Below are 14570 nucleotides of genomic sequence, written 5' to 3' on the forward strand. Positions count from 1 at the left end.
TTGCATGACAAGTAGTTCTGGCGATGAGCGATGAGTCATCAGTCTAAGTTTACAGACTGTTTAATGGTCCTCTCTCACCAGGCCTTTGCACGCGCCCAATCACTCGGGACCACAGCCAGCATGATTTTTTTGCGTTTTTGCCATTTATTTCACACTCCGTCTGCATAATCGCCATGCACGAGGCAGCTGGTTAGCCCGCTTTGTGATATTTAGATCTGGCCCAACATTTCGGAAGCCCACTCAAATGGCAACAAACCCACAGTTGATACCGCCTGTTCCCCGGTCCTCACGTTTCAGCATGCGCTGGTATTCCTGGGTATTACTGGTGGGGGTATTGGTCTACGGGCTCGCGTGGATCATGCATTGGGATGACCGCGGTGCGTTGTGGGTACTGGAGCGGTTTGAGAGCCCGTCCGAGCAGAACGAAAGCATATGGCTACCTGACTACAGGGCGGTGATTGATGCCAAGGTGTTGCCGGGAATGGAAAAGGACGAGGCATCGGACCTGGCCTATAACCCGCTGACCAAAACACTGTTCTCGGTGATGGGTAAAAACCCTTTTCTCGTGGAACTGACTCTGGATGGCGACGTACTGCGCAAAATCCCGCTGGTGGGCTGGAGCAACCCGGAGGGCCTGACAGTCATGGAGAACGGCCTGCTGGCCATTGTCGATGAGCGTGAGCATATGCTGAGCATCATCAACATCGACGCGGACACCAAGTCCCTGAATATTGCCGACTTCCCCAAGTACGACCTGGGGCCGTCGAAAAACCAGAACAAGGCCTTCGAAGCCATTGCCTGGGACCCTCGCCGCCAACAACTGCTGCTGGGTGAAGAGCGTCCGCCGCAGTTGTTTGTATGGAAGAGCGACGGTAGCCAGGTGCTAACCGGCAGCAAGCAGAAAGTGCCAAGCGATGAGCTGGATCTACGCAACCTGTCGGCCCTGAGCATCGATCCGCGTACAGGCCATACACTCGTTCTGTCGGCCGATTCGCACATGCTGCTGGAGCTCGATGAGCTGGGTGAGCAGGTCAGCTTCATCACCTTGCTCGGAGGCTTCAATGGCCTGAAGAACACCATTCCCCGGGCCGAAGGTGTCGCGATTGATGAACACGGCACGCTGTATATGGTGAGCGAACCGAACCTGTTTTATCGCTTCGAGAAGGTGGCCAAATAAATCCCGCGCCCGCGCAAGACATGTTGCCCGTTGAGGTTTAAGGTTCAATTCAGACAGCCGTGGTATTTCATTGGCCTGATCTGTTTAGAGTTCGACCCATGCGCCGTGTCAACCGCACTACCGTTTTTACTCTCTGTATAACGCTGGTGGCCTTTCTGGCCGCCGGCTTTGCCGCGCAACATTTTCGCCTGTTTGAACGGACCTGGTTCCAGATCAGCCAGATGTGGCACCCCGCCAATCCTGATGCAATCAACCTGGGAGACTACCGCGCCGTACTGCAGGGCAAGGTCATCGAAGGGCTTGAGGATGATGTCTCGGCACTGACCTTCGATCCATTGCGTAAGAGCCTGTTTACCGTGACCAACAAGAAAGCCGAGCTGATCGAGCTGTCCCTTGATGGCCGGGTCTTGCGCCGCATTGCACTGGTCGGGTTCGGCGATGCCGAGGCAGTCGAATTTATTGGCGAGAATACCTACGTCATTACCGATGAACGCCAACAGCGCCTGATCAAGGTCAAGGTCGATGACAACACCCGGGTTCTGGATGCCCGGGATGCCGAGCAATTGACGCTGGGGATCAATCAGTCGGGCAACAAGGGCTTTGAAGGTTTGGCTTATGACTCGGTGGGCAAGCGCCTGTTTGTAGCCAAGGAGCGCGACCCCATGCTGATTTATGAAGTGCGCGGCTTCCCTCAAGCTAACCCCCAGCAACCTTATGCCACCCATGTTGTGAGCAATCCGCGACGGGATGCACGGTTGTTTGTAAGGGATTTGTCGAGCTTGCAGTTTGACGAACGCACCGGGCATTTGCTGGCACTGTCAGATGAGTCGAAATTGCTGCTTGAACTGGGTCTGGACGGGCAACCGATCAGCACACTGTCGCTGAAGAAGGGCAAGCACGGTCTGACCCGCTCAGTACCACAGGCAGAAGGCGTCGCGATGGACGATGAAGGGACTATCTATGTGGTGAGCGAGCCGAATCTGTTTTACGTGTTCAAGAAACCGGCTTTGTAGATGAGAAATGGCCGATCATTTTCTCTTGTGGGAGCGAGCCTGCTCGCGAAGTTCGTTCGCGAGCAGACTCGCTCCCACAGTTGAAATTTTCCTGCTGGCGCAGTTACTTGCTCAGGGTTTTCACGCCCTCAGGCGTGCCCAGTAACAGCAGGTCGGCCGGGCGGGCGGCGAACAGACCGTTGGTCACAACACCGACGATGGCGTTGATCTGACGCTCCAGCTCAACCGGGTTGGTGATCTGCATGTTGAACACGTCAATGATGATATTGCCGTTGTCCGTAACCACACCTTCGCGGTACACCGGATCGCCGCCCAGTTTTACCAGCTCGCGGGCCACGTGGCTGCGGGCCATCGGGATAACTTCGACTGGCAGCGGGAACGCGCCCAGCACCGGAACCAGCTTGCTGGCATCGGCGATGCAGATAAAGGTCTTGGCCACGGCGGCGACGATTTTTTCGCGGGTCAGGGCTGCGCCACCGCCCTTGATCAGGTTGAGGTTTTCGTCACTTTCATCGGCGCCATCAACGTAGAACTCAAGATCACTGACCGTGTTCAGTTCGTACACCGGAATGCCGTGGCCCTTGAGACGCGCGGCGGTGGCTTCGGAGCTCGCTACCGCGCCGTCGAATGCGCCCTTGTGCTGGGCCAGGGCATCGATAAAGCAGTTGGCAGTGGAGCCGGTACCGACCCCGACGATGCTCTTGTCATCCAGTTTTGGAAGGATGAAGTCGACAGCAGCCTGGGCTACGGCCTGTTTGAGTTGATCCTGGGTCATGCGGGCTCCGGGGCGGGAAGGGGGGAAAAGAAAGGAGCTGAGTATAACCCAAGGCTTTAAAACCTTTGGATTCGTATGGTCGCCTGCGCAAACGCTGGGGTAGACTCCTTGGTCCCTGCCAACCCGCCCAGTGAAGCTTTCCGATGCTCGAACAGTACGTTAAGAAGATCCTCACCTCGCGCGTTTATGACGTTGCCGTAGAAACCCCACTGCAAGCTGCCAACCAGCTTACCCAGCGGTTGGGCAACCAGATTTTGCTCAAGCGCGAAGATTTGCAGCCGGTGTACTCGTTCAAGATTCGTGGCGCTTACAACAAACTGATGCACCTGACCGACGCCGAGCGCGCGTGCGGCGTGGTGACGGCGTCAGCGGGCAATCACGCCCAGGGCCTGGCCCTGGCGGCCAAGGTGCTGGGGGTCAAAGCGACCATCGTGATGCCCAAGACCACCCCCGAGATCAAGGTCGAAGGCGTGCGCTCCCGTGGTGGCATTGTGGTGCTGCATGGCGACACGTTCCCCGAGGCGCTGGCCTACTCGCTGCAACTGGTCGAGAAAGAAGGCTACGTCTACGTTCACCCCTACGATGACCCGCACACCATTGCCGGGCAGGGCACCGTGGCGATGGAAATTCTGCGCCAGCACCCGGCGCCTCTGGATGCGATCTTCGTACCTGTGGGCGGCGGCGGGCTGATTGCCGGTATTGCGGCGTATGTGAAGTACCTGCGCCCGGACATCAAGATCATTGGTGTCGAGCCCGATGACTCCAACTGCCTGCAAGCCGCGATGGCGGCGGGTGAGCGCGTGGTGCTGCCAACCGTGGGGATTTTCGCCGACGGCGTGGCCGTGGCGCAGATTGGCCAGCACACGTTCGATATCTGCAAGGACTATGTGGATGAAGTGATCACCGTCAGCACTGACGAGATCTGCGCAGCCATCAAGGATATCTTCGACGATACCCGCTCGATCACCGAACCTGCCGGTGCGCTGGGCGTGGCCGGAATCAAGAAGTACGTCGAGCAGCGCGGCGTGCGCGGCCAGACCCTGGTGGCAATCGACTCCGGTGCCAACGTCAACTTTGACCGACTGCGTCATGTGGCCGAGCGGGCCGAGCTGGGTGAAGGCCGTGAAGCCATCATTGCGGTGACCATTCCTGAGGTGCCGGGTAGCTTCAAGGCGTTCTGCCAGGCCGTGGGCAAGCGTCAGATCACCGAGTTCAACTACCGCTACCACACTGGCAGCGAAGCGCACATTTTCGTTGGCGTGCAGACCCACCCCGAGAACGATCCCCGCAGCGCGCTGCTGGCCAGTCTGACTGAGCAGGGCTTCCCGGTGGTCGACCTGACCGAGAACGAGCTGGCCAAGTTGCATATCCGTCATATGGTTGGCGGCCATGCTGCGAAGGTCAGCGATGAGCTGCTGTTCCGTTTCGAGTTCCCGGAGCGGCCGGGGGCGCTGTTCAACTTCCTCAACAAGCTGGGCGGGCGCTGGAACATCTCGATGTTCCATTACCGCAACCACGGCGCGGCGGATGGCCGGGTCATGGCCGGCCTGCAGGTACCGGCGGACGAGCGCCACCTGGTGCCGGCGGCGCTGGAAGAAATCGGCTACCCGTACTGGGATGAGAGCGATAACCCTGCCTACCAGCTGTTTCTTGGCTGATAGGCGCTACGCTGATTGAACGGCTCAAGGGATTAATCAAATGGAAACGTTCACAGCGTTAAAACTGCTGCATGGCGTGTCGACACTGCTGCTGTTTGTCAGCGCCATTGCCTTGCTGGTTGTGGTAATTCGCCGCTGGCGGGCAGGGGATAAAAACCTGTCAGGCGGAGTGGTGCAGCGGCCCTGGAGTTATGTTTGGGCGCTGATGGGCCTGTGTCTGCTGGCGTTGCCCGTCAGTGGCTGGTTTCTGGTGCATCTGGCCGGTTGGCCGTTGAGCCAGATATGGCTGCTGGCGGGCAGTTGTTTGTACCTGCTCGGCAGCCTGAGCTGGCTGTGGCTGGTGGTGCGCCTTAACCGTCTGCGCTTGGGGCGAATGGCCAGATACCCGTGGTTTACCCTGGTGCTGGCCATTTTTTGTGCAGTCTGCTTTATCGCCATCGCGGGATTGATGGGCGCCAAGCCGGTTTAAGCACACGTGCTTGTGTGGGAGCGGGCTTGCTCGCGATGGCATCACTGCGGTCTTGCAGAAAAACCGCGGCGATCTTATCGCGAGCAAGCCCGCTCCCACAGGTTGTGTGTCAGTCGCGCAGCGAGATGACTTCCCAGCCACGCTTGATGGCCTCCGCCCGCAAGTTCGGATCCGGGTCTACCGCCACCGGATGATCAACCTGCTCCAGCAGCGGCAAGTCGTTCATCGAGTCGCTGTAGAAGTAGCTGTCTTCCAGGCTGTAGCCGTTTTCTTCGATCCAGCGGTTCAGGCGTGTCACCTTGCCTTCACGGAAGCACGGTACGTCTGTGCTGCGACCGGTGTAACGGCCATCGATGATTTCGCATTCGGTGGCAATCAAATGTTCCACGCCGAGTTTTTCGGCAATGGGGGCCGTGATCACGCGGTTGGTGGCAGTGATGATCACCAGGGTGTCGCCGGCTTCACGGTGTTTGGCCAGCAGGGCATGGGCCTTGGGCAGCATCAGGCCATCAATGCAGTCGCGCATGAATTCGCGGTGCCATTGATCCAGTTGCGCCATGTCATGGCGGCCAAAGATTTCCATGCTGAAATTAAGGTAGGCGGCGTTGTCCAGCTTGCCGGCCAGGTAGTCCTGATAGAACGCGTCGTTGCGCGCCTTGTAGGCGTCGCCGTCGAGAATGCCCCGGCGGCACAGGTAATCGCCCCAGGCGTGATCGCTGTCACCGCCCAGGAGGGTGTTGTCCAAGTCGAATAAAGCCAGACGCATTGAGGTTACCCGTTGAGTTGCCTGAGAAAAGGCCACAAGAATACGGTCTTTTAACAAGAGTGCACATAAGGCAGGAAGGCGCGTTGCTGCTTTCACAACCTTTGTGGAACAATGCGGCGACATGCGTTTGCGAGGTTGTTGCCGTGATCGACCCCGATGGTTTCCGCCCTAATGTCGGGATTATTCTGACAAATGACGCTGGTCAGGTACTTTGGGCTCGCCGTATCAATCAAGACGCCTGGCAGTTTCCACAGGGTGGCATCAACCCTGACGAAACGCCGGAAGACGCCTTGTACCGTGAGCTGAACGAAGAAGTTGGCCTTGAACGCGAAGATGTAGAAATACTCGCCTGCACGCGAGGCTGGTTGCGTTATCGTTTGCCGCAACGCCTGGTACGTACCCACAGCCAACCGCTGTGCATCGGCCAGAAGCAAAAGTGGTTTTTGCTGCGCCTGGTCTCCAACGAGCAACGGGTGCGGATGGATTTGACCGGTAAACCGGAGTTCGATGGCTGGCGTTGGGTCAGTTATTGGTACCCGTTGGGCCAGGTGGTGACATTCAAGCGCGAGGTCTACCGTCGCGCTCTCAAAGAGCTTGCCCCGCGCCTTTTAACGCGCGCCTGACACGGAGTTCGACCCCGAGCCATGCTCAATACGCTGCGCAAGATCGTCCAGGAAGTTAACTCCGCCAAGGATCTCAAGGCGGCGTTGGGGATTATTGTGTTGCGCGTCAAAGAGGCCATGAGCAGCCAGGTCTGCTCGGTCTATTTGCTTGATCCAGAGACCAACCGCTTTGTCCTGATGGCCACCGAGGGCTTGAACAAGCGCTCGATCGGCAAAGTCAGCATGGCGCCCAACGAAGGCCTTGTCGGCCTTGTGGGCACCCGTGAAGAGCCTCTGAACCTCGAAAACGCCGCCGATCACCCGCGCTATCGCTACTTTGCCGAAACCGGTGAGGAGCGCTATGCCTCCTTCCTGGGTGCGCCGATCATCCACCACCGGCGCGTGGTCGGGGTCCTGGTCATTCAGCAAAAGGAGCGCCGTCAGTTCGACGAAGGTGAAGAAGCCTTCCTGGTGACCATGAGCGCCCAGTTGGCCGGGGTTATTGCCCACGCCGAAGCCACGGGTTCGATTCGTGGCCTGGGCCGTCAGGGCAAGGGCATCCAGGAAGCCAAGTTCGTCGGCGTACCGGGTTCGCCGGGCGCTGCCGTGGGTACCGCCGTGGTGATGCTGCCACCCGCGGACCTGGATGTGGTGCCCGACAAGACCATCACCGATATCCCCGCCGAAATTGCGTTGTTCAAGACCGCCCTGGAAGGCGTGCGCAACGATATGCGCGCGGTGTCAAAGAAACTCGCCACCCAGTTGCGCCCCGAAGAACAGGCATTGTTCGACGTGTACCTGATGATGCTCGACGATGCGTCGCTGGGCAGCGAAGTCAAAAATGTCATCAAGACCGGTCAATGGGCCCAGGGCGCGCTGCGCCAGGTCGTGACCGATCACGTCAACCGTTTCGAACTGATGGACGACGACTACCTGCGTGAGCGGGCGTCGGATGTGCGTGACCTTGGCCGTCGTCTGCTGGCCTATTTGCAGCATGATCGCCAGCAAACCATGGTCTACCCGGACAACACCATTCTGGTCAGCGAAGAGCTGACGGCCACCATGCTCGGAGAAGTGCCCGAAGGCAAGCTGGCAGGCCTGGTGTCGGTACTGGGTTCGGGCAACTCCCACGTTGCCATCCTGGCCCGCGCCATGGGTATCCCGACGGCGATGGGCGTGGTCGACCTGCCGTACTCCAGGGTCGACGGCATCCAGATGATCGTCGACGGCTACCACGGCGAGGTCTATACCAACCCCAGCGAAGTGCTGCGCAAGCAATACGCCGAGGTGGTCGAGGAAGAGCGCCAGCTGTCCCTGGGGCTTGATGCCCTGCGCGAGCTACCCTGCATCACCCCTGACGGGCATCGCATGCCGCTGTGGGTCAATACCGGCCTGCTGGCCGATGTGGCGCGAGCACAACAGCGTGGCGCTGAAGGCGTAGGTCTGTACCGCACCGAAGTGCCGTTCATGATCAACCAGCGCTTTCCCAGCGAAAAGGAGCAGCTGGCGATTTATCGCGAGCAATTATCTGCCTTCCATCCGCAACCGGTGACCATGCGCAGCCTGGACATCGGCGGCGACAAGTCACTGTCTTACTTCCCGATCAAGGAAGAAAACCCGTTCCTGGGCTGGCGCGGGATTCGCGTGACCCTCGACCACCCTGAAATCTTTCTGGTGCAGGCCCGGGCCATGCTCAAGGCCAGTGAAGGCCTGAACAACCTGCGTATCTTGCTGCCGATGATCTCGGGCACCCACGAACTCGAAGAAGCCCTGCACCTGTTGCACCGCGCCTGGGGTGAAGTGCGCGACGAAGGCACCGACGTGCCGATGCCGCCTATTGGGGTGATGATCGAAATCCCGGCTGCGGTTTATCAGACCAAGGAGCTGGCCCGTCAGGTCGACTTTCTGTCGGTGGGTTCCAACGATTTGACCCAGTATTTGCTCGCTGTGGACCGCAACAACCCACGCGTGGCGGACTTGTACGACTATCTGCACCCGGCGGTGCTGCAGGCCCTGCAGTCGGTGGTGCGTGACGCCCATGCCGAAGGCAAGCCGGCGAGCATCTGTGGAGAAATGGCCGGTGACCCGGCGGCGGCGATCTTGTTGATGGCGATGGGCTTTGACAGCCTGTCGATGAACGCCACCAACTTGCCGAAAGTGAAATGGATGCTGCGTCAGGTCAGCCTGAGTCGCGCCAAGGAACTGCTGGCCGAAGTGATGACCATCGACAACCCGCAGGTCATTCGCAGCACCATTCAACTGGCGCTGAAAAACATGGGCCTGACCCGCATGATGAACCCGGCGGCGATCAAGCCTTACTGAAAAGCGCCCTCACCCCAACCCTCTCCCGGAGGGAGAGGGTTGGGGTGAGGGCTAGCGTCACACCGCCAGCCTTACCTCTCCCAACCGCCCCCCATGCGGCCCGAAGCTGTGTTCCACCATCACCCTTGACCCGTCTGCATTCACAATAAGCGCGGTACTGGCACGGGTGCCATAGCTGGGGCTGGTGATAAACACACTCGACAGCAGACTCTCCGTGGCCAGACCTACGCCGGTGTCCGGCAGTTCGCTGAACGGGGCCGTCTGCGGGTCCTTGAGCAACGCCAGCAGCGCTTGTGGCTGCGGGTTGTCCAGCACCTCGGCCAGCGCGGCCTTGGCTTTGAGCAGTTTGGGCCACGGCGTATCCAGCCCGCCGTTGGACAAACCATAAATCCCCGCGCTCAGCGGTTGCGACGCCGGGTCCCCGGAATTGAAATGCCAGAGCTGATCTGCGGTGCCCAACAGCAGATTAAAACCGGCATAGTCGACAGAACGTCGGCCTACCTGGGTGAAATACTCGGCAATTGACTGGTGGCCGGTGAGAAAGTCTGCCACCAGCTCGCCCCGTGAGCGCCGTGAAGGCGGCTTGTGCGGTTCGCGGATATTGGTCAGGGCCGCAAAGCGTCCATCGGCGCCGATGCCCAGCCAGGTTCCTCCCGCTTCAAGGTCGCGCCCGGCATATACCTGTGGCGCATTGGCCCACTGCGCCAGGGGTTTGGCGGGGCGGGCATAGAATTCATCGCGGTTGGCCGCAACGACCAAAGGCTGTGCATGGCCGGGGCGCCAGGCGAAGACAATCAGACACATGGGCAGTCCTTAATGTTTTTTTAACCACACTACTTATAGATTGCTCGGGCGGCTCGCGCCATACCGTGCAGCGCAGTGGAGCCAAAGCCCTTGCTCCGTTACCATGCGGATCAAATTTGGGGGGGGGCGTCATGGAATTTCTGCTCTATCTGGTACTGGGAGGTTTTGCGGGGGTGCTGGCCGGGCTGTTCGGGGTCGGCGGCGGGTTGATCATCGTGCCAGTGCTGGTGTTCAGCTTCACCTTGCAGGGTTTTGACAGCGAGGTGCTGACCCATCTGGCCGTTGGCACGTCACTGGCCACGATCATTTTTACCTCGATCAACTCGATTCGCGAGCACCATCGAAAAGGCGCCGTGCGCTGGCCTCTGGTGCTCTGGATGACGCTGGGCATCCTGATCGGTGCGGGCATCGGTGCGTTAACCGCAGAAGCCATTGCCGGCCCCCACTTGCAGAAAATCATCGGTGTGTTCGCCGTGGTGATCGCCATTCAGATGGCCCTGGGCTTGCAACCCAAGGCCACTGGCACGGTACCTGGCAAGGTCGGGCTGACCCTGGCCGGTACGGTGATTGGCTGGGCTTCGGCGATTTTCGGCATCGGCGGCGGCTCGCTGACCGTGCCATTTCTGAGCTGGCGTAGCGTGCCGATGCAGCAGGCCGTGGCCACGTCGTCAGCCTGCGGGCTGCCGATTGCACTGGCAGGTGCAGCAAGTTTCATGATCATTGGCTGGCACAACCCCGACCTGCCCGCGCATAGTCTCGGTTTTGTCTACCTGCCCGCGCTGCTCGGGATCGCCCTGACCAGCATGTTTTTCGCCCGTTTCGGTGCGCGACTGGCCCACAAGCTCTCGCCACGCCTGCTGAAACGGCTGTTTGCCGCACTGTTGTTCTGTGTCGGCTTGAGTTTCCTGATCTAACAAGGAGTCGCAATGCTGCCTTACCCGCAGATTGATCCGGTGGCACTGGCCATCGGCCCGCTGAAAATCCATTGGTACGGCTTGATGTACCTGATCGGCATTGGCGCTGCCTGGCTGATCCTGTCACGCCGCCTCAACCGCTTCGACCCGACCTGGACCAAGGAGAAACTCTCCGACCTGGTGTTCTGGGTGGCCATGGGCGTGATTGTCGGCGGGCGCCTGGGCTATGTGCTGTTTTACGACCTGAGCGCCTATATCGCCAACCCGCTGCTGATTTTTGAAGTGTGGAAAGGCGGCATGGCGTTCCACGGCGGCCTGATCGGCGTGATGCTGGCGGTGTGGGGTTTTGGCAAGCGCAACGGCAAGTCATTCTTCCAGATCATGGACTTTATCGCCCCTGTAGTGCCCATTGGCCTGGGTGCAGGGCGCATCGGCAACTTTATCAACGCCGAACTGTGGGGCAAGGCCAGCGATGTGCCGTGGGCGATGATCTTCCCTACCGACCCACAACAACTGGCGCGTCATCCGTCGCAGCTTTACCAGTTCGCCCTCGAAGGTGTGGCACTCTTCCTGATTCTTTGGCTGTACTCGCGCAAACCCCGTCCAACCATGGCGGTTTCCGGGATGTTCGCCCTGTTCTACGGCATCTTCCGCTTTATCGTCGAATTCGTCCGTGTGCCGGATGCCCAATTGGGTTATCTCGCGTTCGGCTGGGTGACGATGGGGCAAATTCTCTGTATCCCGATGATCGCGGGCGGCCTGTTCCTGATCTGGTGGGCTTACCACCGCGATCCAGCGGCTCAAAAAGCTGCGTAATACATTCGAATGGCGGGGCTTATAGAGCCCCGCATTCAAACGGTAGGAAAACCATGAAGCAATATCTCGACCTCGTTGCCAACGTCATTAAAAACGGCACCCTGCAAGCCAACCGTACCGGCGTAAAAACCATCAGTCTGCCCGGCGCCATGCTGCGCTATGACCTCAAGGAAGGCTTCCCGGCCATCACCACCCGGCGCATGGCGTTCAAATCGGCCATTGGCGAGATGTGCGGTTTCTTGCGCCCGGTCAATAGCGCTGCAGACTTCCGCGCATTGGGCTGCAAGGTGTGGGACCAGAACGCCAACGAAAACGCCCAGTGGCTGGCCAACCCGTTCCGTCAGGGCGAAGACGACCTTGGCGAGATCTACGGTGTGCAATGGCGCAAATGGCCGGCCTACAAGCAAGTTGATCGCAGCAATGTGGCCGCTATCGAGTTGTGCCTGAGCCAGGGTTATCGCCAGATTGCCGAAGGCGAAGAAGACGGCCAGGCCTATGTGGTGCTGTACAAGGCCATCGACCAGGTACGCCAGTGCGTCGACACCATCATCAATGACCCGGGCAGCCGCCGTATCCTGTTCCACGGCTGGAACTGCGCCCAGCTCGACGAAATGGCCCTGCCACCGTGCCACCTGCTGTACCAGTTCCACCCGAATGTCGAGACCAGGGAGATTTCCCTGACCCTCTACATCCGCTCCAACGACCTGGGCCTGGGGACACCGTTCAACCTGACCGAAGGCGCTGCGCTGCTGAGCCTGATCGGCCGCCTGACCGGCTATACACCACGCTGGTTCACCTACTTTATCGGCGATGCCCACGTGTACGAAAACCACCTGGACATGCTTAACGAGCAGCTCACCCGCGAGCCGTTCCCGATGCCCAAACTGGTAATCTCGGACCGCGTACCGGAATTCGCCAAGACCGGCGTGTACCAGCCGGAGTGGTTGGGCATGATCGAGCCGGGCGACTTCAGCCTCGAAGGCTACCAGCACCATGCACCAATGACCGCGCCGATGGCGGTGTAATGCCAAAGCCTGTGGACGTTGCCACAGGCTGTTTCAATTGCCAGGCCCGGACTAACGAACGCGGCTCTCGAAGCGGCTAACGCCCGTCAGCTCCAGCACCAGCTCATCGCCCACATTCAGTGGGCCGACGCCCACCGGTGTGCCAGTCATGATCACATCACCGGCTTGTAGCGAGAAGCACGCAGCCATGTGCTGGATCATCGGTACGATCGGGTTGAGCATCAGGGCGCTATTACCGTCCTGACGCACTTCGCCATTGATGGTCAAACGAATGCCGATATCGGCCAGGTCAGCAAAAGTGCTGCTCTGTACGAAAGGAGCCAGCACACAGGCGCCATCGAACGACTTGGCAATTTCCCACGGCAGGCCTTTGCCTTTGAGCTCGGCCTGTTTGTCGCGCAGGGTCAGGTCCAGGCCAGGGGCAAAACCGGAGATCGCATCCAGCACTTCTTCGGCGCTCGGGTTGTTCGACAGGGGCTTGCCGATCAGTACCGAAATTTCGGCTTCGTAATGCACCGAACCGCGCTCGGTGGGGATCGCAAAGCCGCCTTCCAGTGGCACGACACAACTGCCCGGTTTGATGAAGAGCAGGGGCTCGGTCGGGATCGGGTTGTCCAGCTCTTTGGCGTGCTCGGCATAGTTGCGGCCGATGCACACCACTTTACCGATGGGAAAGTGGATCCGGGTACCGTCGACATACTGGTGCTGATAGCTCATGGACAGACTCCGCTATTGAATAACGTTAACTTTAAACCGCAAAAATCTTGCCGGGGTTCATGATGCCTTTAGGGTCGAACACGGCCTTGAGCGCTTTCATGTACTCGATCTCAACCGGCGAACGGCTGTAGGTCAGGTAGTCACGCTTGGTCATGCCCACGCCATGCTCGGCAGAGATCGAGCCGTTGTATTTCTCAACGGTTTCAAACACCCACTTGTTCACCGTCGCGCACTTGGCGAAGAACTCATCCTTGCTCAGGTTTTCGGGCTTGAGGATGTTTAGATGCAGGTTGCCATCGCCAATGTGGCCGAACCAGACAATTTCGAAATCCGGGTAGTGTTCGCCGACGATCGCGTCAATTTCTTTCAAAAAGGCCGGGACTTTCGACACGGTGACCGAAATGTCGTTTTTGTATGGCGTCCAGTGGGAAATGGTCTCCGAGATGTACTCGCGCAGTTTCCACAGGTTCTGCAGTTGGGTTTCGCTCTGGCTCATCACGCCATCAAGTACCCAGCCTTCTTCCATGCAGTGCTCGAAGGTTTCCAGTGCCGCATTGGCAACCTCTTCAGTGGTCGCCTCGAATTCCAGCAGCGCATAGAACGGACAGTCGGTTTCAAACGGGGAAGGCACGTCGCCACGACCCATGACCTTGGCCAGCGCCTTGTCGGAGAAGAACTCGAAAGCCGTCAGATCGAGCTTGTTCTGGAAGGCGTGCAGTACCGGCATGATCGAATCGAAATCTGCCGTGCCCAACACCATCGCCGTCAGATTTTTCGGCGCACGGTCCAGGCGCATGGTGGCTTCCACCACAAAGCCCAGGGTGCCTTCGGCACCGATAAACAGCTGGCGCATGTCATAGCCGGTGGCGTTCTTGATCAGGTCCTTGTTGAGCTCCAGCACATCGCCCTTGCCGGTGACCACTTTCATGCCGGCCACCCAGTTACGGGTCATGCCGTAGCGAATCACCTTGATGCCGCCGGCATTGGTGCCGATATTGCCGCCAATCTGGCTGGAGCCAGCCGAAGCGAAGTCCACCGGGTAGTACAGGCCGTTTTCTTCGGCCAGGTTCTGCAGATGCTCGGTGACCACCCCAGGCTGGCAGACCACGGTGCGGTCGGTCAGGTTGATGTCCAGCACCTGATTCATGTAGTCGAACGACACTACTACTTCGCCATTGGCGGCCACGGCAGCAGCGGACAGGCCGGTACGGCCACCCGACGGTACCAGTGCCACATCATGGGCGTTGGCCCACAGCACGATGGCCTGCACCTGCTCGGTGGTTTTCGGAAACACAATGGCCAACGGGGCGGGAGCGAAATGCTTGGTCCAGTCCTTGCCGTAAGCATTAAGGGAGTCGGCGTCGGTCAAAACCTTGCCAGGCTCTACCAGGGTCTTCAGCTCATCAATCAAGGCAGGATGGGTCATCAACAGAACTCTCGAACAATTCATGGTCATCCTGAGAACGCTTCACGTCGCAGGAATGGGTGTTTAGCGGGGCGCTTATGCTAGCA

At 59.1% G+C, this 14570-nt stretch carries 14 protein-coding genes; 9 read left to right on the forward strand and 5 right to left on the reverse strand.

Annotation, left to right across the window (positions count from 1 at the left end; genetic code table 11):
• Window positions 1-244 precede the first annotated feature (244 nt).
• Together ACP7BE_RS14680 and ACP7BE_RS14685 are read left to right on the forward strand one after the other, a co-directional pair.
• Window positions 245-1177, forward strand: a complete 933-nt coding sequence (locus tag ACP7BE_RS14680) for an SdiA-regulated domain-containing protein (RefSeq protein WP_094999655.1) — start codon at window positions 245-247, stop codon at window positions 1175-1177.
• Window positions 1178-1275: 98 nt separating this feature from the next.
• Window positions 1276-2190, forward strand: coding sequence for an SdiA-regulated domain-containing protein (locus ACP7BE_RS14685; protein WP_150628803.1), 915 nt, complete (start codon window positions 1276-1278; stop codon window positions 2188-2190).
• Between the two features lie 103 nt (window positions 2191-2293).
• Here ACP7BE_RS14685 and rpiA read toward each other — a convergent pair whose 3' ends face one another.
• The gene (gene rpiA, locus ACP7BE_RS14690) at window positions 2294-2965 is read right to left on the reverse strand and encodes a ribose-5-phosphate isomerase RpiA (protein WP_048361307.1); all 672 of its coding nucleotides are present in this window, start codon (window positions 2963-2965) and stop codon (window positions 2294-2296) included.
• 143 nt (window positions 2966-3108) lie between these two features.
• Between rpiA and ilvA the strand changes: the two genes are divergently transcribed.
• Together ilvA and ACP7BE_RS14700 are read left to right on the forward strand one after the other, a co-directional pair.
• Window positions 3109-4623, forward strand: coding sequence for a threonine ammonia-lyase, biosynthetic (ilvA, locus tag ACP7BE_RS14695; protein ID WP_094999653.1), 1515 nt, complete (start codon window positions 3109-3111; stop codon window positions 4621-4623).
• Window positions 4624-4663: 40 nt separating this feature from the next.
• Entirely contained in the window at window positions 4664-5092 is a 429-nt protein-coding gene (locus ACP7BE_RS14700) for a DUF2269 family protein (protein WP_095017898.1), read from the forward strand.
• Between the two features lie 109 nt (window positions 5093-5201).
• On the opposite strand, the gene ACP7BE_RS14705 is transcribed toward ACP7BE_RS14700, so the two are convergent.
• Complete coding sequence (locus ACP7BE_RS14705) at window positions 5202-5858, reverse strand: HAD family hydrolase (RefSeq protein ID WP_094999651.1); 657 nt, start codon at window positions 5856-5858, stop codon at window positions 5202-5204.
• A 143-nt stretch (window positions 5859-6001) separates the two neighbouring features.
• On the opposite strand from ACP7BE_RS14705, the gene ACP7BE_RS14710 reads away from it, so the two are divergent.
• Window positions 6002-6481, forward strand: coding sequence for an RNA pyrophosphohydrolase (locus ACP7BE_RS14710; protein ID WP_019828104.1), 480 nt, complete (start codon window positions 6002-6004; stop codon window positions 6479-6481).
• 21 nt (window positions 6482-6502) lie between these two features.
• The gene (gene ptsP / locus ACP7BE_RS14715) at window positions 6503-8782 is read left to right on the forward strand and encodes a phosphoenolpyruvate--protein phosphotransferase (RefSeq protein ID WP_094999650.1); all 2280 of its coding nucleotides are present in this window, start codon (window positions 6503-6505) and stop codon (window positions 8780-8782) included.
• A gap of 57 nt (window positions 8783-8839) precedes the next feature.
• On the opposite strand, the gene ACP7BE_RS14720 is transcribed toward ptsP, so the two are convergent.
• Window positions 8840-9586 carry an NRDE family protein gene (locus ACP7BE_RS14720; RefSeq protein ID WP_426106313.1) on the reverse strand — a complete coding sequence of 249 codons (747 nt, stop codon included), beginning with the start codon at window positions 9584-9586 and terminating at the stop codon, window positions 8840-8842.
• 131 nt (window positions 9587-9717) lie between these two features.
• Here ACP7BE_RS14720 and ACP7BE_RS14725 point away from each other — a divergent pair, with 131 nt between their 5' ends.
• From ACP7BE_RS14725 to ACP7BE_RS14735, 3 genes are read left to right on the forward strand one after another with little or no spacing between them, the layout of a single operon-like run.
• Entirely contained in the window at window positions 9718-10500 is a 783-nt protein-coding gene (locus ACP7BE_RS14725; RefSeq protein ID WP_095020617.1) for a sulfite exporter TauE/SafE family protein, read from the forward strand.
• 12 nt (window positions 10501-10512) lie between these two features.
• Window positions 10513-11316: a prolipoprotein diacylglyceryl transferase gene (lgt, locus tag ACP7BE_RS14730; RefSeq protein WP_094999647.1), complete on the forward strand. Its 804-nt coding sequence runs from the start codon at window positions 10513-10515 to the stop codon at window positions 11314-11316.
• A gap of 53 nt (window positions 11317-11369) precedes the next feature.
• On the forward strand, window positions 11370-12341 hold the full coding sequence (locus ACP7BE_RS14735; RefSeq protein WP_095020616.1) for a thymidylate synthase: 972 nt from the start codon (window positions 11370-11372) through the stop codon (window positions 12339-12341).
• Window positions 12342-12392: 51 nt separating this feature from the next.
• Here the strand turns inward: ACP7BE_RS14735 and ACP7BE_RS14740 are convergent, their stop codons facing one another.
• Window positions 12393-13058, reverse strand: a complete 666-nt coding sequence (locus ACP7BE_RS14740; RefSeq protein ID WP_094999645.1) for a fumarylacetoacetate hydrolase family protein — start codon at window positions 13056-13058, stop codon at window positions 12393-12395.
• 31 nt (window positions 13059-13089) lie between these two features.
• The gene (locus ACP7BE_RS14745) at window positions 13090-14484 is read right to left on the reverse strand and encodes an FAD-binding oxidoreductase (RefSeq protein ID WP_094999644.1); all 1395 of its coding nucleotides are present in this window, start codon (window positions 14482-14484) and stop codon (window positions 13090-13092) included.
• Window positions 14485-14570: the final 86 nt, after the last annotated feature.

It is taken from the genome of Pseudomonas sp. TWR1-1-3 (genome assembly GCF_049896805.1).
GTDB classification, from domain to species: Bacteria; Pseudomonadota; Gammaproteobacteria; order Pseudomonadales; family Pseudomonadaceae; genus Aquipseudomonas; species Aquipseudomonas bubulae.